The organism is Rhodospirillum centenum SW (assembly GCF_000016185.1).
In the GTDB taxonomy this organism is placed as follows: Bacteria; Pseudomonadota; Alphaproteobacteria; order Azospirillales; family Azospirillaceae; genus Rhodocista; species Rhodocista centena.
The window spans coordinates 1,355,642-1,373,852 of record NC_011420.2 but is presented as its reverse complement, the minus strand read 5'-3'; the positions used below and the strand labels follow the sequence as shown (position 1 = coordinate 1,373,852).

General features: G+C 68.7%; 24 protein-coding genes and 1 tRNA gene. 17 read left to right on the top strand and 8 right to left on the bottom strand.

Annotated features, from left to right (window positions below; genetic code table 11):
* Positions 1-37: 37 nt before the first annotated feature.
* From rpmF to RC1_RS21405, 6 genes are all read left to right on the top strand, one after another.
* Positions 38-220: a 50S ribosomal protein L32 gene (rpmF, locus tag RC1_RS06355; RefSeq protein WP_012566520.1), complete on the top strand. Its 183-nt coding sequence runs from the start codon at positions 38-40 to the stop codon at positions 218-220.
* 61 nt (positions 221-281) lie between these two features.
* Entirely contained in the window at positions 282-1,349 is a 1,068-nt protein-coding gene (gene plsX / locus RC1_RS06350) for a phosphate acyltransferase PlsX (RefSeq protein WP_012566519.1), read from the top strand.
* Positions 1,349-2,320: a beta-ketoacyl-ACP synthase III gene (locus tag RC1_RS06345; RefSeq protein ID WP_012566518.1), complete on the top strand. Its 972-nt coding sequence runs from the start codon at positions 1,349-1,351 to the stop codon at positions 2,318-2,320. The genes plsX and RC1_RS06345 overlap by 1 nt, the downstream gene beginning before the upstream one ends.
* Before the next feature lie 145 nt (positions 2,321-2,465).
* Positions 2,466-2,786 carry an integration host factor subunit alpha gene (locus RC1_RS06340; RefSeq protein ID WP_012566517.1) on the top strand — a complete coding sequence of 107 codons (321 nt, stop codon included), beginning with the start codon at positions 2,466-2,468 and terminating at the stop codon, positions 2,784-2,786.
* Positions 2,787-2,793: 7 nt separating this feature from the next.
* Positions 2,794-3,390 (top strand): MerR family transcriptional regulator, encoded by a 597-nt coding sequence (locus RC1_RS06335; protein ID WP_012566516.1) that lies wholly within the window; start codon positions 2,794-2,796, stop codon positions 3,388-3,390.
* Between the two features lie 63 nt (positions 3,391-3,453).
* On the top strand, positions 3,454-3,900 hold the full coding sequence (locus RC1_RS21405) for a PBECR3 domain-containing polyvalent protein (RefSeq protein ID WP_148213395.1): 447 nt from the start codon (positions 3,454-3,456) through the stop codon (positions 3,898-3,900).
* 321 nt (positions 3,901-4,221) lie between these two features.
* Here the strand turns inward: RC1_RS21405 and RC1_RS06325 are convergent.
* A tRNA-Pro gene (locus RC1_RS06325) sits at positions 4,222-4,298 on the bottom strand.
* A 132-nt stretch (positions 4,299-4,430) separates the two neighbouring features.
* The gene (locus tag RC1_RS06320) at positions 4,431-4,709 is read right to left on the bottom strand and encodes a hypothetical protein (protein ID WP_012566514.1); all 279 of its coding nucleotides are present in this window, start codon (positions 4,707-4,709) and stop codon (positions 4,431-4,433) included.
* A gap of 130 nt (positions 4,710-4,839) precedes the next feature.
* Between RC1_RS06320 and cutA the strand changes: the two genes are divergently transcribed.
* Complete coding sequence (cutA, locus tag RC1_RS06315) at positions 4,840-5,190, top strand: divalent-cation tolerance protein CutA (RefSeq protein WP_012566513.1); 351 nt, start codon at positions 4,840-4,842, stop codon at positions 5,188-5,190.
* Entirely contained in the window at positions 5,187-6,431 is a 1,245-nt protein-coding gene (locus RC1_RS06310) for an MFS transporter (RefSeq protein ID WP_012566512.1), read from the top strand. The genes cutA and RC1_RS06310 overlap by 4 nt, the downstream gene beginning before the upstream one ends.
* Before the next feature lie 51 nt (positions 6,432-6,482).
* On the opposite strand, the gene RC1_RS06305 is transcribed toward RC1_RS06310, so the two are convergent.
* The 3 genes from RC1_RS06305 to RC1_RS06295 are packed head-to-tail and all read right to left on the bottom strand — an operon-like array spanning position 6,483 to position 9,128.
* Complete coding sequence (locus RC1_RS06305; RefSeq protein WP_012566511.1) at positions 6,483-7,796, bottom strand: O-acetylhomoserine aminocarboxypropyltransferase; 1,314 nt, start codon at positions 7,794-7,796, stop codon at positions 6,483-6,485.
* Positions 7,793-8,290 (bottom strand): CoA-binding protein, encoded by a 498-nt coding sequence (locus RC1_RS06300; RefSeq protein WP_012566510.1) that lies wholly within the window; start codon positions 8,288-8,290, stop codon positions 7,793-7,795. Before RC1_RS06300 ends, RC1_RS06305 begins: the two co-directional genes overlap by 4 nt.
* A 28-nt stretch (positions 8,291-8,318) precedes the next feature.
* Positions 8,319-9,128 (bottom strand): enoyl-CoA hydratase, encoded by an 810-nt coding sequence (locus RC1_RS06295; RefSeq protein ID WP_012566509.1) that lies wholly within the window; start codon positions 9,126-9,128, stop codon positions 8,319-8,321.
* Between the two features lie 232 nt (positions 9,129-9,360).
* Here RC1_RS06295 and RC1_RS06290 point away from each other — a divergent pair, with 232 nt between their 5' ends.
* The gene (locus tag RC1_RS06290; protein WP_012566508.1) at positions 9,361-9,822 is read left to right on the top strand and encodes a PaaI family thioesterase; all 462 of its coding nucleotides are present in this window, start codon (positions 9,361-9,363) and stop codon (positions 9,820-9,822) included.
* Positions 9,823-9,841: 19 nt separating this feature from the next.
* Here the strand turns inward: RC1_RS06290 and RC1_RS06285 are convergent, their stop codons facing one another.
* A complete protein-coding gene (locus RC1_RS06285; RefSeq protein WP_049766657.1) occupies positions 9,842-10,060 on the bottom strand; it encodes a hypothetical protein in 219 nt (72 codons plus the stop codon).
* 111 nt (positions 10,061-10,171) lie between these two features.
* Positions 10,172-10,408, bottom strand: coding sequence for a YMGG-like glycine zipper-containing protein (locus tag RC1_RS06280; protein ID WP_148213394.1), 237 nt, complete (start codon positions 10,406-10,408; stop codon positions 10,172-10,174).
* Between the two features lie 263 nt (positions 10,409-10,671).
* Between RC1_RS06280 and rplM the strand changes: the two genes are divergently transcribed.
* The 6 genes from rplM to RC1_RS06250 all read left to right on the top strand — a co-directional run bounded on the left by rplM (position 10,672) and on the right by RC1_RS06250 (position 14,410).
* Entirely contained in the window at positions 10,672-11,136 is a 465-nt protein-coding gene (gene rplM / locus RC1_RS06275; RefSeq protein WP_012566506.1) for a 50S ribosomal protein L13, read from the top strand.
* A 4-nt stretch (positions 11,137-11,140) separates the two neighbouring features.
* Positions 11,141-11,626, top strand: coding sequence for a 30S ribosomal protein S9 (gene rpsI / locus RC1_RS06270; RefSeq protein ID WP_012566505.1), 486 nt, complete (start codon positions 11,141-11,143; stop codon positions 11,624-11,626).
* A gap of 104 nt (positions 11,627-11,730) precedes the next feature.
* Complete coding sequence (locus tag RC1_RS06265; RefSeq protein ID WP_012566504.1) at positions 11,731-12,222, top strand: GNAT family N-acetyltransferase; 492 nt, start codon at positions 11,731-11,733, stop codon at positions 12,220-12,222.
* A 51-nt stretch (positions 12,223-12,273) separates the two neighbouring features.
* Positions 12,274-13,326, top strand: coding sequence for an N-acetyl-gamma-glutamyl-phosphate reductase (argC, locus tag RC1_RS06260; RefSeq protein WP_012566503.1), 1,053 nt, complete (start codon positions 12,274-12,276; stop codon positions 13,324-13,326).
* Positions 13,327-13,367: 41 nt separating this feature from the next.
* Positions 13,368-13,850 (top strand): DUF29 domain-containing protein, encoded by a 483-nt coding sequence (locus RC1_RS06255; RefSeq protein ID WP_012566502.1) that lies wholly within the window; start codon positions 13,368-13,370, stop codon positions 13,848-13,850.
* Positions 13,847-14,410: a gamma carbonic anhydrase family protein gene (locus RC1_RS06250; RefSeq protein WP_012566501.1), complete on the top strand. Its 564-nt coding sequence runs from the start codon at positions 13,847-13,849 to the stop codon at positions 14,408-14,410. The genes RC1_RS06255 and RC1_RS06250 overlap by 4 nt, the downstream gene beginning before the upstream one ends.
* 49 nt (positions 14,411-14,459) lie before the next feature.
* Here RC1_RS06250 and RC1_RS06245 read toward each other — a convergent pair whose 3' ends face one another.
* Complete coding sequence (locus RC1_RS06245) at positions 14,460-16,253, bottom strand: PHA/PHB synthase family protein (protein ID WP_012566500.1); 1,794 nt, start codon at positions 16,251-16,253, stop codon at positions 14,460-14,462.
* Positions 16,254-16,443: 190 nt separating this feature from the next.
* Between RC1_RS06245 and RC1_RS06240 the strand changes: the two genes are divergently transcribed.
* Both RC1_RS06240 and RC1_RS06235 read left to right on the top strand, forming a co-directional pair.
* Complete coding sequence (locus tag RC1_RS06240) at positions 16,444-16,890, top strand: hypothetical protein (RefSeq protein ID WP_012566499.1); 447 nt, start codon at positions 16,444-16,446, stop codon at positions 16,888-16,890.
* Positions 16,891-16,979: 89 nt separating this feature from the next.
* On the top strand, positions 16,980-18,203 hold the full coding sequence (locus RC1_RS06235) for an LL-diaminopimelate aminotransferase (RefSeq protein WP_012566498.1): 1,224 nt from the start codon (positions 16,980-16,982) through the stop codon (positions 18,201-18,203).
* Positions 18,204-18,211: the final 8 nt, after the last annotated feature.

Genomic DNA, 18,211 nt, shown 5'->3' with positions numbered 1-18,211 from the left:
CCACCGTGGCCGCCTTATAAATTGCGAGTTGACGATCATGGCTGTTCCTAAGAAGAAGACCTCCAAGTCGCGGCGTGACATGCGGCGGTCGCACCACGCGCTGAAGGGCTCGGCCTACGGCGAGTGCCCGAACTGCGGTGAGCTGAAGCGCCCCCACCATGTCTGCGGTTCCTGCGGCCACTACGACGGCCGTGAGGTCGTGCAGAACGCTTCGGCCTGACCTCGACGGGGGAGACCCCTTGACCGGTTTGTCAGCCAGCGGCAAAGGACCCGCCTGATCCGTGAGCGAGCGCTTCTGTATCGCCCTCGACGCCATGGGCGGGGATCATGCCCCGGACATGGTCGTTGCCGGAGCGGACATCGCCCGGGAGCGGTGCCCGAACGTCGACTACCTGTTCGTGGGGGACGAGGAGCGGATCCGTCCGCTGCTCGACAAGTACCCCGCGCTGGCGGCGGTCTCCACTGTCCGGCACACCCCCGATGCGGTCGCCGGTGACGCCAAGCCCTCCGTGGCGCTGCGCACCGGCCGCAACTCGTCCATGCGGCTCGCCATCGATGCCGTGGCGGCGGGGGATGCTGCCTGCGTCGTCTCCGCCGGGAACACCGGCGCCCTGATGGCGATGGCGAAGTTCGTGCTGAAGACGCTGCCGGGCATCGACCGGCCGGCGATCGCCTCGTTCTTCCCCACGCTGCGGGGGGAGAGCGTGATGCTCGACCTCGGCGCCAACCTCGAATGCGATGCGGACAACCTCGTCCAGTTCGCGGTCATGGGCACGGTGTTCTCGCGCACCGTCCTGGGCCTGCTGGAGCCGACGGTCGGTCTGCTGAACGTCGGGTCGGAGGAGCAGAAGGGGCACGGGTCGATCCGGCAGGCCGCGAGCGCCCTGCGCGCCTCGGCTCTGGCGAAGAACTTCCGGGGGTTCGTCGAAGGCAACGACATCGCCGCCGGCACCGTGGACGTGATCGTGACCGACGGATTCAGCGGCAACATCGCCCTGAAGACGGCGGAAGGCACGGCCAAGCTGTATGCCGAGTTCCTGAAGCGGACCTTCAAGTCGTCGCTGCTGGCGAAGCTCGGCTACCTGCTGGCCCATGGCGCCTTCCAGAAACTGCGGCTGCGGACCGACCCGCGGCGCTATAACGGCGCCATGTTCCTTGGATTGCGCGGCGTCTGCGTGAAGAGCCATGGCGGCACCGATGCCGTCGGCTTCGCCAATGCCATCGGCGTCGCCAGCGATCTGGTCGTCCACGGCTTCAACGAGAAGATCCGGGACGAGCTGGCCCGCCTGCAGGCTGCGCTGGAAGCCGCTGCACTTTCCCCCGAATCCACCGAGGCGGCTGCCGTCTGATGCCCTTGCGATCCGTTATCCTGGGATGTGGCGCCTACCTGCCGGCGCGCGTTCTCACCAATGAGGATCTGACGCGGATCGTCGAGACGTCCGACGAGTGGATCGTCGAACGCACCGGCATCAAATCGCGCCACATCGCGGCGGACGGGGAGAACACCTCCGATCTGGCCGAGGCCGCGGCGCGGGCCGCCCTGGCCCATGCCGGCGTGGCGGCGGAAGAGGTGGATCTGATCGTGCTGGCGACCGCTACGCCCGATCAGACCTTTCCGGCCACGGCGACGAAGGTGCAGGCCCGGCTGGGCATTACCCGCGGCGCCGCGTTCGACGTGCAGGCGGTGTGCTCGGGCTTCGTCTACGCCCTCGCCATCGCGGACAATTTCATCAAGGCCGGTCAGGCGCGCACGGCGCTGGTGATCGGGGCGGAGACCTTCTCCCGCATCCTGGACTGGACCGACCGCACGACCTGCGTGCTGTTCGGCGACGGCGCCGGCGCCGTCGTGCTGCGCGCGGAAGAGGGCGAGGGTACGGCCGACCGCGGCATCCTCTCCACCCACCTGCATTCCGACGGGCGCCACCACGACCTGCTCTATGTCGATGGCGGTCCGTCCACGACGCAGACGGTGGGCCACCTGCGCATGAAGGGGCAGGAGGTCTTCAAGCACGCCGTCGTCAACCTCGCCCATGTGGTGGAAGAAGCGCTGGCCGCCAACGGCCTGTCGCCGGCCGACATCTCCTGGCTGGTGCCGCACCAGGCCAACCGGCGCATCATCGAGAGCACGGCGCGCAAGCTGAAGCTCGACGGGTCGCGGGTGGTGCTGACCGTGGACCATCACGGCAACACCTCGGCCGCCTCGATCCCGCTCGCGCTGTGCGAGGCGGTGCATGACGGCCGCGTCCAGCGCGGCGACATCGTGCTGCTGGAGGCCATGGGCGGCGGCTTCACCTGGGGGGCCGCGCTGGTCCGCTGGTGACGGCGGGCAGCCTGTCCTGACGCGCCCTGACTGCTGCGCGGTCACGCGAACATCTCAACATTACGCGCCAACTCTTTGGAATTGACGGATTTATGCCGTCAAAGTACGGTTTTTGCCACAGGGGCGTCTGGGGGGGATATGCGCCATGGCGAATACCGTAACGCGCGCGCAGTTGAGCGAAGCGGTCTATCAGGAGGTGGGCCTGTCGCGGAATGAATCCGCCGATCTGGTCGAAAGCGTCCTGGACGAGATATCCGACGCCCTGGCCCGGGGCGACATGGTGAAGATCTCCTCCTTCGGCAGTTTCTCGGTGCGGGCCAAGGGCCAGCGCATCGGCCGCAATCCCAAGACCGGGGAGGAAGTGCCGATCCTGCCCCGCCGTGTTCTGGTCTTCCGCGCCAGCCATGTGCTGAAGAACAGGATCAATGAGGGCCTCGTGAATGGCTCGGACGGTGCTGGAGCCTGAGCGTCCCATGGCGGACGGGGCAGCAGCCGAGACCCGTTCCCGGGCGCCGGCCAAGTCCGCCAGCGCGTTCCGTACCATCAGTGAAGTTTCTGCGGACCTTGACGTTCCGCAGCATGTACTGCGCTTCTGGGAGACGAAGTTTCCCCAGATCAGGCCGCTGAAACGCGGCGGCGGCCGGCGTTACTACCGGCCCGACGATGTGGAGCTGCTGCGCCGCATCCAGTCGCTTCTCTACAAGGAAGGCTACACGATCAAGGGCGTGCAGCGGCTGCTCAAGGAAAGCCGCGGCGTCGTTCCACCCCCCGGCAAGACGCCCGATGCGGCGGACGCCGCCGGCTCTACCTGCCTGTTCGATGAGGCGATGGAGGTAGCTGAGCCCGATCCTGCCGAGGAGGAGGGACCCGACGCGGTCCTCGACATCTCCGCCGATCCCGCCACTGCCGGTCCCGCCACTGCCGGTCCCGCCACTGCCGGACCCGCCTCTGCCGATCCTGACGACCCGCCGTCGCCTGCCGCTCCCGGCCTCTCCGCGGAGAAGCGCCGCGCGCTCGAAGCCATTCTTGCCGAGCTGATCGACCTGCGCCGGATGCTGGACCGGGCCTAGCGCCGATGCGCGGCAGGCTCGGTGCGGTCATTAGTTCTTCCGCATTCAGGCGCACGATTGCTTGTGGCAGCGGTGCGTGTCGGGAAGGCTGAAACGTCGGTTCGGGGCAGCGACGCGCAAATGGGCTTTGACCCGCTTGATCTGGGAAAACTGCCGTCCGGGATCGTGAACCGTACCCTGGGGACCGACCTGGACTCCGCGCCCGTCCATATGTCAGGACTGGCGCATCGCCATGCCGCTGAAAAACACCCCGGCGATTATCCGCTTTGTCTCCCCCATCTCCGCGATGCTGTCAGGGATCCGACTTTCATCGGCCAGGCCCCGAAGCACCGTGATAACATCGAACTGATCCGACGTATTCCGGGCGGCGGAGGTTCCGGTGTCCTGGTGGCGGTCAGTGTGGAGACCGATGCCGCGGGGCGTTACCGGGTTAGGTCTTTCTATGTCGTCTCGCAGGAAGAGATCGACCGGAAACGTGCCAAGGGGCATGTCCGCCTGGCGCTCAAATAGGAAGCGCCCCAACGGGGCGCCTTCTATGTCCGAGTCCGGGTGCCACTCCGGAATCTCTTTCACCTTGCGGCTACTCTCCCCGCTACGGGGGCGTGGGGCGGCCGTTCCCACCTCAGCGGACCTTCCTGATATAAGGCGTGCCGCTTTCCGTGGCAAGACACAGAAGGCTACGAGCCGGGCTGTCACAGCCCCCCGCTCGGAGGCTGCTTCTTCACCAGGAATGATCCTGAGGAGAGCGAAGGGGGAGTATGCGGCTGTCAACGAAAACTGATATTACCGTCAGTCTTCGGATCGCCGTCGTTACCGCTGCTTTGGAGAGAATGGTCGGAGCGACTGGATTCGAACCAGCGACCCCCAGACCCCCAGTCTGATGCGCTACCAGGCTGCGCTACGCTCCGACCTCTCCAGCGGGCTGCGAGGGGTTCCCCTCAAGCCCGGGCGCGGACTATAGCCACCTCGTCCGGGCGATGCAACGCCTGCGACGGCATTTTCTGCACGCAACCGTCATCAGCGTGGAAATCCCTGGGAATTCAAAGCGTCCGGTCGCTTTCCGGAGACGCCAGGGCAAGCGCTCGGCCGGCATCCGTCAGTCTGCAGACCAGCCAGTCGGGCTTGATCGGGTTGGCGAACCAGGGGATTGCCCAGCCCGCCTCGATACAGGCCCGCACGGTGGCGGCACCGATCCGGCGGCCGTCCGCATCGAAGAGGGAGAGCTTGCCGCCGGGCTGGGAAAGTCCGCCGCGGAGCCAGCGGAGCTGCTGCGGGGTCGGCCTGTCCACCTTCTGTCCGGCTGCCCGTTGCCCGTCCATCTCCCGGCCGTCCCTTCGCCGCTCCCCGGTCCTCGGCGCGGGTCCGCCCTGCCGCAAGCCCGAATGACGTGGAAACGATGCTACGCTAGTCTCCCGGGCCTGAAAATCACCGGAATCGGAGCGTAAGCGCATGGAGTCGCACGACGGCGCCGTGGTCTTCGTCTACATGACCGCCGGCTCGCCGGAGGAGGCGGACCGACTCGGCCGCACCCTGGTGGAGGAGCGGCTTGCCGCCTGCGTCAACATCCTGTCCGGGATGCGCGCGGTCTATCGCTGGCAGGGTGCTGTCGAGACGGCGGCGGAGGTGGTGCTGATCGCCAAGACCCGCGCCGATCGCTTCGAGGCGCTCGCCGCCCGTGTCCGCACCCTGCACAGCTACGCCACACCGTGCATCGTGGAGCTCCCGCTCGGCCGGGGCGACGCCCCCTATCTCGACTGGCTGGTGCGCGAGAGCGCGCCCGAAGGGGAGGCGACGCCGTGACCGCCCTGTCCGTCGCGGAGGCGCGCTCCGCCCGTCTCTCCATTGCCTTCTCCTGCATCGGCCACATGGCGATGCACATCCTGGCCGCTCTCTACCTGACCGTCGTGCTGGAGCTGGAGCATGCCTGGGGCACGGGCTACGACGAGCTGATCCGGCTCTGGACCCTGGGATCGCTGATGATCGGTCTGGGAGCACCGCTCGCCGGCTGGCTGGGCGACCGCTGGTCCGATGCGCGGATGATGGTGGTGATGTTCATCCTGACCGGGGCCGGCTCGGTCCTGGCGGGGCTGGCGCAGACCCCGGTGCAGCTCATGGCGGCCTTGGCCGTGCTCGGCACCGGCGCCTCCATCTATCATCCGGTCGGCATGTCCTGGGTGGTGAAGAACGCCACCAACCGCGGCCGTGCCATGGGCGTCATGGGCATCTTCGGCAGCCTGGGAATCGCCAGTGCGGCCCTGATCGCCGGCGGGCTGGCGCAGGTCCGGGACTGGCACGCGGCCTTCCTGGTGCCGGGGGCGGTCTCCATCCTGCTGGGGCTCGTGCTGGCCGGGATGATCGCGGCGGGCCTGGTCTTCGACCGCCGCGGCGATGTCCGTCCGCAGCCGCGGGCGTCGCGCGGGGACGTGGTGCGGGCCTTCTTCGTGCTGTCGGTGACGATGCTGTGCGCCGGACTGATCTTCAACGGCACGCAGACGGCCCTGCCGAAATGGTTCGAGGCGGGGATGGGCGATCTGGTCGGCGGCTCCACGCTCGGCATCGGCGGGCTGGTGACCCTGGTCTATCTGCTGACCAGCAGCGCCCAGTTCATCGGCGGCTGGCTGGCCGACCGTTTCCCGGTGAAGCGGGTCTATGTCCTCTGCCTGCTGGTGCAGGTGCCGTTCCTGGCGCTGGCCGGGGGCGTGGGCGGTCCCCTCGTGCTGCTTCTGGCCACCGCGATGGTCTTCACCAGCGGTCTGCAGATCCCGGCGGAGAATCTGCTGCTGGCCCGCTACACACCGGAGCGGCACCGCGGCCTCGCCTACGGGGCGAAGTTCGTGCTCAGCCTGGGGGCCGCGCCTCTGGCGGTGCAGATGGTGGCCTACACCTACGGCCGGACACAGGACTTTTCGCTGCTGTACGCTACGCTGGCCGTCCTCGCGCTGGCCGCATGGCTGGCCGCCCTGCTGCTGCCGCGGGCAGGAGAGGAGGAGGAGGGGCCGGCGGTTGCCGCCGCCGCTCCTGCTGCGGGCGGGGCGGACTGACGCCGGACGCCGCGGGCGGCACAGTCCCCCCGCCCGCGGCCCGGCTTGCCGCTATTCCGCCGCCCGCGCCGTGCCGGTGGCCGTCGCCAGGGCCTGGTCCAGGTCGGCGATGATGTCCTCGACGCTCTCGATGCCGACCGACAGGCGCACCACGTCCGGCCCGGCACCGGCCGCGGCCAGCCCCTCCGGCGAGAGCTGGCTGTGCGTGGTCGAAGCCGGGTGGATGATGAGCGAGCGGGTGTCGCCGATGTTCGCCAGATGGCTGAACAGTTTCACGCTCTCCACCAGTTTCACGCCGGCCTCGTAGCCGCCCTTGAGCCCGAAGGTGAAGACCGAGCCGGCGCCGCGGGGCAGGTACTTCCGCGCCAGCGCGTGGTAGCGGCTGTCCGGCAGTCCGGCATAGTTCACCCAGGCCACGGCCGGGTGCTGCTTCAGGTGCTGCGCGACCGCCAGCGCATTGGCGCTGTGGCGTTCCATGCGCAGGGCCAGCGTCTCGATGCCGGTCAGGGTCAGGAAGGCGTTCAGCGGCGCCTGCGACGGGCCCAGGTCGCGCAGCCCGATGGCATGGCCGTGGATGGTGAAGGCCAGGGCACCGAAGGTCGCGTGGAAGCGCATCCCGTGATAGCCCGGCTCCGGCTCCGACAGGGCGGGAAACCGGCCGTCCTTCGACCAGTCGAAGCGGCCGCTGTCGATCACCACGCCGCCGACGGAGTTGCCGTGCCCGCCCAGGAACTTCGTCGTGGAATGCACGACCAGGGTGGCGCCATGGTCCAGCGGCCGGCACAGATAGGGGGTGGCCAGGGTGTTGTCGACGATCAGCGGGATGCCCGCCCCGTCGGCGATCCTGGCGATCGCCTCTATGTCCAGCACCACGCCGCCGGGATTGGCCAGGCTCTCGATGAAGATGGCCTTGGTCTTCGGGGTCAGGGCGCGGCGGAAGTTCTCCGGATCGTCGCTGTCCACGAAGACGGTCTTCCAGCCGAAGGCGCGCGGGAAGCTGTTGGCGAACTGGTTCAGCGTGCCGCCGTAGAGCTGGCGGGAGGCGACGATCTCGTCGCCGGGGGTGAGCAGCGGGAACAGCGCCAGAAGCTGGGCCGCATGGCCGGAACTGGTGCAGGTGGCGCCCGCGCCGCCCTCCAGGTCCGCCAACCGCGCCTCCAGCACCGACACGGTGGGGTTCGTCAGGCGGGAATAGATGAAGCCGACCTTCTCCAGATTGAACAGGGCGGCGGCATCCTCCACGTCATCGAAGACGTAGCTGGTGGTCTGGTAGATCGGCGTGGCGCGCGCACCCGTCGTCGGGTCCGGCGCGGCCCCGGCGTGAATGGCTCTCGTCTCGAAACCGGAACTGCGGCTGTCGCTCATGGCTGCTCTCCCTTGCTCTGTCCTGCCTGCGGCCGGCCTTCGTGCGGCTGGCCTGCGTGCCCGTGTCCGGCGGCCCCGAACAGCCGCTCGTGGTCGATCTTCGGGCAGCGGTTCATGATCACCGTGGTCCCCAGCGCCTCGGCCCGCGCCGCCGCGGCGTCGTTGCGGACGCCGAGCTGCATCCAGACCACGGGGATGCCGCGCTCCGCCGCCTCCACCGCGATGGGGCCGGCGGCCTCGGAATTGCGGAAGATGTCCACCATGTCCACGGGCCCCTCGATGTCGCCGAGGCCGGCCCGGACCGTCTCGCCCAGAAGCTGCTGGCCGGCGAGACCGGGATTGACCGGAATGACCCGGTAGCCCTTGCCTGCCAGATAGGCCATCACCCCATGGCTGGGGCGGGACGGGTCGGCGCTGGCGCCGACCAGGGCGATGGTTCGGACCCGCTCCAGGATGGCGCGGAGATGGCTGTCCGGATAGCGGTCGTGGTCCATGGCGTCTCCTTCCTCCTGGCGCCCCTGCCTAGCGTCCCTGCCAGCTCGGCGGGCGCTTGCCCAGGAAGGCGTCGATGCCCTCTCCGGCATCGTGCAGGCCCATGTTCAGCGCCATCACCTCCGCCGTGTAGGCGTAGGCGTCCTCCAGGTCCATCTCCCGCTGGCGGTAGAAGGTCTCCTTGCCCAGGGTCAGGACACGCGGCGACCTGGCAGCGATCCGGGCGGCGAGTCCGGCCACGGCCGCGTCCAGTTCCGCCGCCGGGACGACGCGGTTCACCAGGCCCGCCGCTGCCGCGGTCGCGGCGTCGATGGCATCGCCGGTCAGCAGCATCTCCATCGCCAGTTTCGCCGGTACGGCCCGGCTCACGGCCACGCCGGGGGTGGAGCAGAACAGGCCGATGTTCACGCCCGGGGTGGCGAAGCTGGCCGTTTCCGCCGCCACGGCCAGATCGCAGCTCGCCACGAGCTGGCAGCCGGCCGCCGTCGCCATGGCATGGACCTTGGCGATCACCGGCTGGCGCAGCTTGACGATCGTCGTCATCAGCCGGGCGCACTGCCGGAAGGTGGCGAGGTGGTGGTCGTGCCCCCTGGCGGCACGCAGTTCCTTCAGGTCGTGTCCGGCGCAGAAGACGGGGCCGGCCGCGGCCAGCACGACGACCTTCACTTCCGGGTCGGCGGCGACGGCGTCCAGCCGGGCCTGGAGCGTCAGCATCATCTCCCGCGACAGGGCGTTGCGCGCCTGCGGCCGGTTCAGCGTCAGCGTGGCGATGCCCGCGTCGATGTCGAGCAGGACCAGCGTGTCGGGGGAGGGAGAGACGGCGGTGCCGGGGGCGGACATGACAGGCTCCTGGAATGCGCGGCCGCGGTCGGCCGGAGCCCGCATCCTATCAGCCATGGCAGCAAAGACCAGGGAGGGGCCGCTGGCAAGCGGAATTTGCGGATAGCGAATGTGTAATCACGAAAATCACAAAATGGACAAGTGAAAAGCCCCCGGTTCAGCCTGCCCGGCTCCCTCGTCTATAAGGAACAGACCGGCGCCGGCCGCGCCGCAACGAAGAACGGGAGGATACATGCCGGACGAGGTGAGGACGCTGCCCGCCCTGACGAAGGAAGGGTTCGAGGCCATGCTGGCCGAGAGCATGCCGCAGGTGGCGAAATCGGGCATGCGGATCGACGCCATGGACCATGGAAGCTGCCGGGTCCGGGTCTCGCCGGACCTGCACATGGTGCGGCCGGGCGGCACGCTGTCGGGGCCGACCATGTTCGCCATGGCCGATCTGGCGCTCTACGGCGCCGTGCTCAGCATGATCGGCCCGGTGCCGCTGGCGGTGACCAGCCACATGACCATCAACTTCCTGCGCAAGCCGGCGCTGAAGGACCTGATCGCTGAAGCGCGGGTCCTGCGCCTGGGCAAGAAGCTGGCCTATGGCGAGATTCTTCTGCACTCGGACGGGGAGGCCGATCCCGTCGCGCATGCCACAGGCGCCTACGCCATCCCCGGCCGCCGGCCGGTGCTGGACGGGGAGGAATAGGAGAGGGGAAGGCGGGGCGTCAGCGGCCCCGCTCGCCCTTGCGCGTCTCATGGTAGACAGCACCGGCGCCACCGCCGAGAACGGCCCCCGCAGCCGTACCGCCCAGACTGCCGGTCGTTGCGGCGCCGACGGCGGCACCTCCCAGCGCGCCGGTGGCTGCGCGCTCTTCCATCGTGCTCCCGCAGCCTGTCAGCGCCAGGGTCGCTGCGCACAGGCCGATTCCGAGAACCTTTTCCATGGGAACCTCCGACGGGGTTCGACGGGGTTGCGGACGGGGTTGCGGACGGGGTGTCAACGGTGCAGACGGTCGGCTGTTCCCGTTCCGATGGTGTCGGGCCGGTCGCGGCTGCTACCGGGCCGGGGGTGTTGCCGGAGCCGTTTCCCTGTCCGCGCGGCGCGTGGCTTCCTTGTCCTGTTCCTTTTCCACGGCCGTCCCGGCCCCGCCTCCGGCCGCCGCTCCGACGACGGCCCCCACAGGCCCGCCCACCACCGCGCCCGCGGCAGCCCCGCCCAGGGCACCGCTGGCGGCGGACTCTTCCGTCGTGCTGCCGCAGCCTGCCAGCAGCAGCACCGCGGCCATTGCCATCGCGCCTTTACCCCACATCCGATCGCTCCATCGTTGTCATTCCACGATGGAGCGGCAACGGTGCGTCCGCGCGTTGGTTCCAGTCTCAGAAAAGTCTTTCATATCAATGGGTTTGCGGAAATGGTATCAGAATACCGTTTTGTAGATATCTGTCAGGCAGCCGTTTTTGCGGCTTGACGACGTAACGGTATCATCATACACAGCCCTCCGTTCCGGTGCCGGTCCAGGTGCCGGGCCTGGACCTTTGTCTTGTGAGTGCTCCGATGAAGACTCTCTCCCTCAAGCCGTCCGAGATCGAGAAGAAGTGGATTCTGATCGATGCCGACGGCCTCGTGCTCGGGCGGCTCGCCAGCCAGATCGCCATGCGTCTGCGCGGCAAGCACAAGCCGACCTACACGCCGCACATGGACTGCGGCGACAACGTGATCGTCATCAATGCCGAGAAGGTCAAGCTGACCGGCAACAAGCGGCAGGATGACATCTTCTACTGGCACACCGGCTATCCCGGCGGCATCAAGGGTCGGTCCAAGGGCCAGATCCTGGACGGCCGGTTCCCGGAGCGGGTGATCATCAAGGCCGTCGAGCGGATGGTCCCGCGCGGTCCGCTGGGCCGCCGCCAGATGGGTAATCTGCGCGTCTATGCCGGCACCGCCCATCCCCACGAGGCCCAGCAGCCCGAGGTGCTGGACGTCGCCGCCATGAACCCGAAGAATAAGCGGAGCGCGTAATCCCATGGCCCAGACCATCACCAGCCTCGCCGATCTGAAGCAGGGTCCCGGTGCCGAGCCGGCAGGCCTGTCGGCCGAGCCGCAGGAGCCCAAGCTGGACAAGGAAGGCCGCGCCTACGCCACCGGCAAGCGCAAGGACGCCGTCGCCCGCGTGTGGATCAAGCCCGGCAGCGGGAAGATCATCGTCAACGGCCGCGATCTGGGGGTCTACTTCGCCCGGCCCGTGCTGCGCATGATGATCAACCAGCCCTTCTCGATCGTTGCCCGCGTCGATCAGTACGACGTGATGTGCACCGTGTCCGGTGGCGGCCTGTCCGGCCAGGCCGGCGCGCTGCGTCATGGCATCTCGAAGGCGCTGACCTACTACGAGCCGGCCCTGCGCCCTGCGCTGAAGGCCGCCGGCCTGCTGACCCGCGACCCGCGCGTCGTGGAGCGCAAGAAGTACGGCCGCGCCAAGGCGCGCCGCAGCTTCCAGTTCTCCAAGCGCTGAGCACGGGACGCTCCGGAGCTTTTCCGGTATGCGACCAGGGGCGGCCCCGTGCGGGCCGCCCCTTTTTCTTTGCCGCCCCCGGGCGGCCCAGGCGGGAGGCAGTCATGTCGGAGACGGAGAGCCCTGGCGCTGGCGCGTCGGTGTGTGAGAAGGTGCTGGTGCGGATCGCCCGCCGGGCGGATGTCCCGGCCATCGTGGCGCTGCTTGCCGACGATGTGCTGGGCCGGACCCGGGAGGATTCCTCTGACCTCGATCCCTATGTCGAGGCGTTCGATGAGATGGCGCTGGACCCGAACAGCGAGCTGCTCGTCCTCGACCTGGACGGGGAGGTGGTGGGCACCGCCCATCTCGTCTACGGCCGGTCGCTCGTCCGCAAGGGGCAGCGGCGCTGCACCGTTGAGTCTGTCCAGGTCGCGGCCCGGCTGCGCGGCCGGGGGCTGGGGGCGCTGCTGATCGGTGCCGCCATCGACCTCGCCCGCGCCCATGGCTGCGGCCTGGTCCAGCTCACCAGCCACAAGAGCCGCACCGACGCGCACCGCTTCTACCGCCGCCTCGGTTTCGAGGCGTCGCACGAGGGCATGAAACTCATTCTCTGACGCGCCGTTGGCGGAAGGGCCGCCCGCGCGTCCGTTTCCAGAGGTTGCCGCATGACACCCGACATCACCCCGATCCGTGTCGCCGTCCTGGGCGCGTCCGGCTATACCGGCGCCGAGCTGATGCGCCTGCTGGTCCGCCATCCGCGCACGTCGATCCGCGTGCTGACGGGCGAGCGGCAGGCCGGCAAGCCGGTGGCGGAGGTGTTCCCGCACCTGATGCACGAGGATCTGCCGCGCCTCTGCCGGATCGACGAGGTGGACTGGTCCGGCATCGACCTCGTCTTCTGCGCCCTGCCGCACGGCACGACGCAGGAGGTGATCGCCGGCCTGCCCGCGACGCTGAAGGTGGTGGACCTGTCCGCCGACTTCCGGCTCGCGGACGTGGAGACCTATGCGCAGTGGTACGGCCATGCCCATCGGGCGCCGGAGCTTCAGCGGGAGGCCGTCTACGGCCTGTGCGAGATCAACCGCCAGGGCGTCCGGGGTGCCCGGCTGGTGGCCAATCCCGGCTGCTACCCGACGGCGGCGCAGCTTCCCCTCATCCCGCTGCTGCTGCGTGATCTGGTGGAGACCGACGACATCATCATCGACGCCAAGTCCGGTGTCTCCGGCGCCGGGCGCGACGCCAAGCAGGCGAACCTGTTCGGTGAGGTGGCGGAGGGCATCCACGCCTACGGCATCGCCTCCCACCGCCACGCGCCGGAGATCGAGCAGGGGCTGAGCCTCGCCGCCGGCCGCACGGTGATGGTCAATTTCACTCCGCACCTGATGCCGATGACCCGCGGCATCCTCACCAGCATCTATGTGCGGATGAAGCCCGGCGTCACCGCGGCCGACCTGCGCGCCGCCCTGGCGGAGCAGTATGCGGGAGAGCCCTTCGCCAAGGTGCTGCCGGAGGGTGTGGCGCCACAGACCCGCCATGTCCGCGGCAGCAATCTGTGCCTGATGAACGCCTTCGCCGACCGGCTGCCGGGCCGCGCCATCGTGCTCTCGGCCATCGACAATCTGGTGAAGGGCGCCTCGGGTCAGGCGATCCAGAACATGAACCTGCTCTACGGTCTGGACGAGCGGACGGGCCTGGAGGTGGTGCCCCTGTTCCCGTGACGGGGGAGGTCTGGTAGGCTTCTCCCGGCCAGGAGGCTGCCATGGACAGATATCTGTCGCTCTACGGGACGGACTTCTACGCCTGGACCCAGGATCAGGCCGCCCGTCTGCGCGCCGCGGGCGCGGGGCGGCCCGCCCCCGGCATCGACTTCGAGCACCTTGCCGAGGAGATCGAGGACATGGGACGGGGCCGCCTCCGCGCGCTGGAGAGCGCTCTGGCCCGGATCATCGAGCATCTTCTGAAGCTGGACTATTCGCCCGCCAGCGCCCCCCGCCGCCTCTGGCGGGCCAGCGTGCGGGTGCATCGCGGCCACGCCCGCGACGAGCTTGAGGACAGCCCGAGCCTGATCCACCGTGTCCGCCTCGACCGGGCGTGGCGGCAGGCGGTCCTGCTGGCGGAGGAGGGGCTGGCCGCCCAGGGCGAGGCGACGGTCGCGCTGCCGGCCGACTGCCCCTATACGCTCGACGAGATCCTCGACGACGGCTTCCTTCCCGTGTACCGACAGGGACAGACCGACGCATGACCCCGACGATCCTGCCCTTCAAGGGCATCCTGCCCCGCATCCATCCGTCCGCCTTCCTGGCGAACGCGACGATCATCGGCGACGTGGAGATCGCGGAGGACGCCAACATCTGGTTCGGTGTCACCATCCGCGGCGACGTCAACCCGATCCGCATCGGTCGGCGCACGAACATCCAGGACGGCACGGTGATCCACTGCACCGGCGGGCTGACCAGCACCATCATCGGCGACGACGTGACGGTGGGGCATCTCGCGCTGCTGCACGGCTGCACCATCGAGAGCGGGGCCTTCATCGGCATGAAGGCCTGCGTCATGGATCAGGTGACGGTGGCAGGCGGCGCCATGGTGGCCGCCGGCGCCCTGGTCACCCCCGGCAAAACAGTGAAGACGGGCGAGGTCTGGGGCGGCAGCCCGGCGAAGTTCCTGCGCCCGATCGCGGAGAAGGACCTGATGGTCCACCGCCACACCATCCCGCACTATCTCGCGCTCGCCCGGCAGTACAGGGGAGAGGTCGGCGGGGCCCTGGACGGCATCCCACCGGGGCAGGCGGCGGCCGACTGACCGCCGCCCATGTCACGACCGGCCGGTTTCCCGGCCGGCCCGGTCGCTGCTACTCCAGGCTCTTGACCCGCACATAGCTGCCCGGCGCGTCCTCCAGTGCCGGCAGCCTGCCGTCGCCGGGCACCCGCGCCGGCACCTTGCCGCCCCCGTACCGGGCGACCCACTTGCCGTATTCCGGCCACCAGCTCCCCGGCACCTGCTTCGCCCCCTCGAACCAGCTGTCGGGGGAGGCGGGGAGCTTCGTGTTCAGGTAATGGCTGTACTTCTCCGCCGAGGGCGGGTTGACGACGCCGGCGATGTGGCCCGAGGCGGCCAGCACGAACTTCACCGGCCCGCCATAGAGCTGCGTTGCGGCATAGGTGCTCTTCCAGGGGGCGATGTGGTCCTCGCGGGTGGAGAGCATGAAGGTCGGCACCGTGATCCGCCGCAGGTCGATGGGCACGCCCTTCAGCGTGATCCCGCCCGGCTGCACCAGCAGGTTCCGCTGGTACATGTTGCGCAGGTAGAAGCTGTGCATCGCGGCGGGCATCCGCGTGCTGTCGCTGTTCCAGTACAGCAGGTCGAAGGGGAAGGGGTCCTTGCCCAGCAGGTAGTTGTTCACCACGAACGACCAGATCAGGTCGTTCGCCCGCAGCATGTTGAAGGTCGTCGCCATGGCGGAGCCGTCCAGGAAGCCCTGGCTGCGCATCCGCTCCTCCAGGGCGGCGAGCTGTTCCTCGTCGATGAAGACGGACAGTTCCCCCGGCTCGGAGAAGTCCGTCAGGGTGACGAGGTACATGGCGCTCTTGATCCGGTCGTCGCCCTGCGCGGTCATGTAGGACAGCGTGCTCGCCAGCAGCGTCCCGCCCAGGCAGTAGCCGATGACATTGGCCTCACGCTCCCCGGTCGCGGCCTCCATGGCGTCGAGCGCCGCCAGCGGCCCCTCGACCATGTAGTCCTCGAAGGTCTTGTCGGAGAGATGCTCGCCCGGATTGACCCAGGAGACGATGAAGACCGTGTGCCCCTGGTCGGTCAGCCACTTCACGAAGCTGTTCTGCGGCCGCAGGTCCAGGATGTAGAACTTGTTGATCCAGGGCGGGATGATCAGCAGCGGCCGCCGGTGGACCTGTTCCGTCGTCGGCGCGTACTGGATGAGCTGCATCAGGTCGTTCTGGAAGACGACCTTGCCCGGCGTCACGGCGATGTTCCGGCCGACCTCGAACTTCGAATAGTCGGTCATGGAGATGGCGAGCTGACCCTTGCCGCGCTCCAGGTCGGCGAGCAGGTTCTCCAGCCCCTTGACCAGATTCTCGCCGCCGGTCTCCAGGGTGGTGCGCAGCACTTCGGGGTTCGTCATGACGAAGTTGCTGGGCGCCATCGCGTCCACGTACTGGCGCGTGTAGAAGTCCAGCTTCCGGGCGGTCCTGTCGTCCAGTCCCTCCACGCCGTGGACGGTCGCCTGCATGAAGCGGGCGGTCAGCAGATAGGACTGCTTGATGAAGTCGAACAGCGTGTTCTCGTTCCAGGCGCTGTCCTTGAAGCGGCGATCCTCCTTGGCCGGCTGGATCACCGGCTCCGCCTCGCCGCCCAGGAAACGCTGGGTCGTGCGCTGCCAGAGCGTCATGTAGTCCTGCCAGAGCGAGACCTGCGCCTGCATCAGCTTGGCCGGGTCGGCCATCATGCGGCTGGTCATCTCCAGGAAGGCGCCGCCCAGGTTGAGCGGGTCGGCAGAGCCGGAGATCTCGGCGTGACGGGAAAGAAACTCGGTGACGATGCGCTGGCTGTGCTCGGCGATCCGCGCCATGGCGCGGGACATCTCGACCGGGTCGGGAATTTTCAACTCCGGGCCTTGGCTTTCGGCCATGTCTCGATCCCTCGGCTGACGGTTGCCCCTCGGAAAACGAACGCACGCCCCAATGGTCCCGCTTCGGCATTTCCGCGCCGGTATCCAGGCATTCCGGTGCTCCGGCCTCGGTTCCGGAATACCTGCCCGGCGGCGGACGGGCTGAACCGGGTGCCTTGCGGCCCCGGGGGATTTAATACACGATCCGGCCATGCGTTACACCGGCCCCTTCATGCTCAACCGCTTCCGGGCTCTCGCGGCCCTTCCCCTGCTGGCGTTGCTCGGCGGCTGTGCCGACGTGCGCCTGCCCCGCATCGTCTTCGCCGACGGGCCAGCGCCCGCGCGGGATGCCGCTGCCGCGGGCAGCGATCCGCAGGCCGTGCTCACGGGCCAGCGCCCGGTCCGGCGTGCCGATCCGACCGTGACGGGCTACCCCAACCTTGCCAGCGTGCCGGCGCGTCCGACCGAGTTCTCCACCCCCGGCGACCGTCAGGCGCTGCTCGACCGGCTGCAGGCTGACCGCGACTCCGGGGATGCCACCGCGGCGGATCTCCGGGCGCGTCCGGTGGGGGGCGGGGCTGCGTCCAGCGCGGGGACTGCCGCGACGCCGCCCGTTCCCGAGGGGCCGCCGCCCGTGCCGCAGCCCATCGACCGCTAGCCCCGCCCGACCGCGCCCAGAATCCTGTCGCTTCGGCGGGGGCGCAGGGGTACATATGCGTCCTTCCCACCCGCGACAGCCTCGATCCCATGAGCGACGCCGAGTTCCACCGCATCAAGCGATTGCCGCCCTACGTGTTCGCCGAAGTGAACGCCATGAAGGCACGGGCCCGGGCCGCCGGTGAGGACATCATCGATCTGGGGATGGGCAACCCCGACCAGCCGACGCCGCCGCACATCGTGGCGAAGCTGGTGGAGGCGGTGCAGAACCCCAAGACCCATCGCTACAGCCAGAGCCGCGGCATCCCCGGCCTGCGCAAGGCGATCAGCGCCTACTACAAGCGCCGCTTCGACGTGGACATCGACCCGGAGACGGAGGCGATCGTCACCATCGGGTCGAAGGAGGGCTTGGCCAATCTCGCCCAGGCCATCACCAGCCCGGGCGACGTCATCCTGGTGCCGAACCCCAGCTACCCGATCCATCCCTTCGGCTTCATGCTGGCCGGCGCCGCCCTGCGCCACATCCCGGTGGGCGACGGGCTGGACGGTTTCGTTCCCGCCCTGGAACGGGCGATCCGGCACAGCGTGCCGAAGCCGACGGCCCTGATCGTCAGCTTCCCGGCCAACCCCACGGGCCAGACCGTCACGCTGGACTTCTACCGCCCGATCGTGGACCTGTGCCTCAAGCACGGCATCTACATCCTGTCCGACATCGCCTATGCGGAGATCTATTTCAACGGCAATCCGCCGCCGTCGGTTCTCCAGATCCCGGAGGCGCGGCCGATCACGGTCGAATTCAACAGCCTGTCCAAGACCTACAACATGCCGGGCTGGCGTGTCGGTTTCGGCGTGGGCTCGAAGAAGCTGATCGGCGCCCTGGCCAAGTTCAAATCATACGTGGATTACGGCGCCTTCACCCCGATCCAGGTCGCGGCCACCGCGGCGCTGAACGGGCCGCAGGACTGTGTGGCCGAAATCCGCGAGATGTACCGCCAGCGCCGCGACGTGCTGATCGAGGGGCTGGCCCAGGCGGGCTGGAAGGTCCCGTCGCCGAACGCCAGCATGTTCGTCTGGGCCGAGATCCCCGAGCCGTTCCGTGAGCTGGGCTCGCTGGAATTCGCCAAGCTGCTGCTCCAGGAAGCGCAGGTGGCCGTGTCCCCGGGCATCGGCTTCGGTGAATACGGCGACGGGCATGTGCGCTTCGGGCTGGTCGAGAACACCCAGCGCATCCGGCAGGCCTGCCGCAACATCCGCCTGTTCCTTGAGCGGGCGCGCCGGCAGAACGGCCCGGTGAAAGCGGACAGGACCTCGTGAGGACGGAT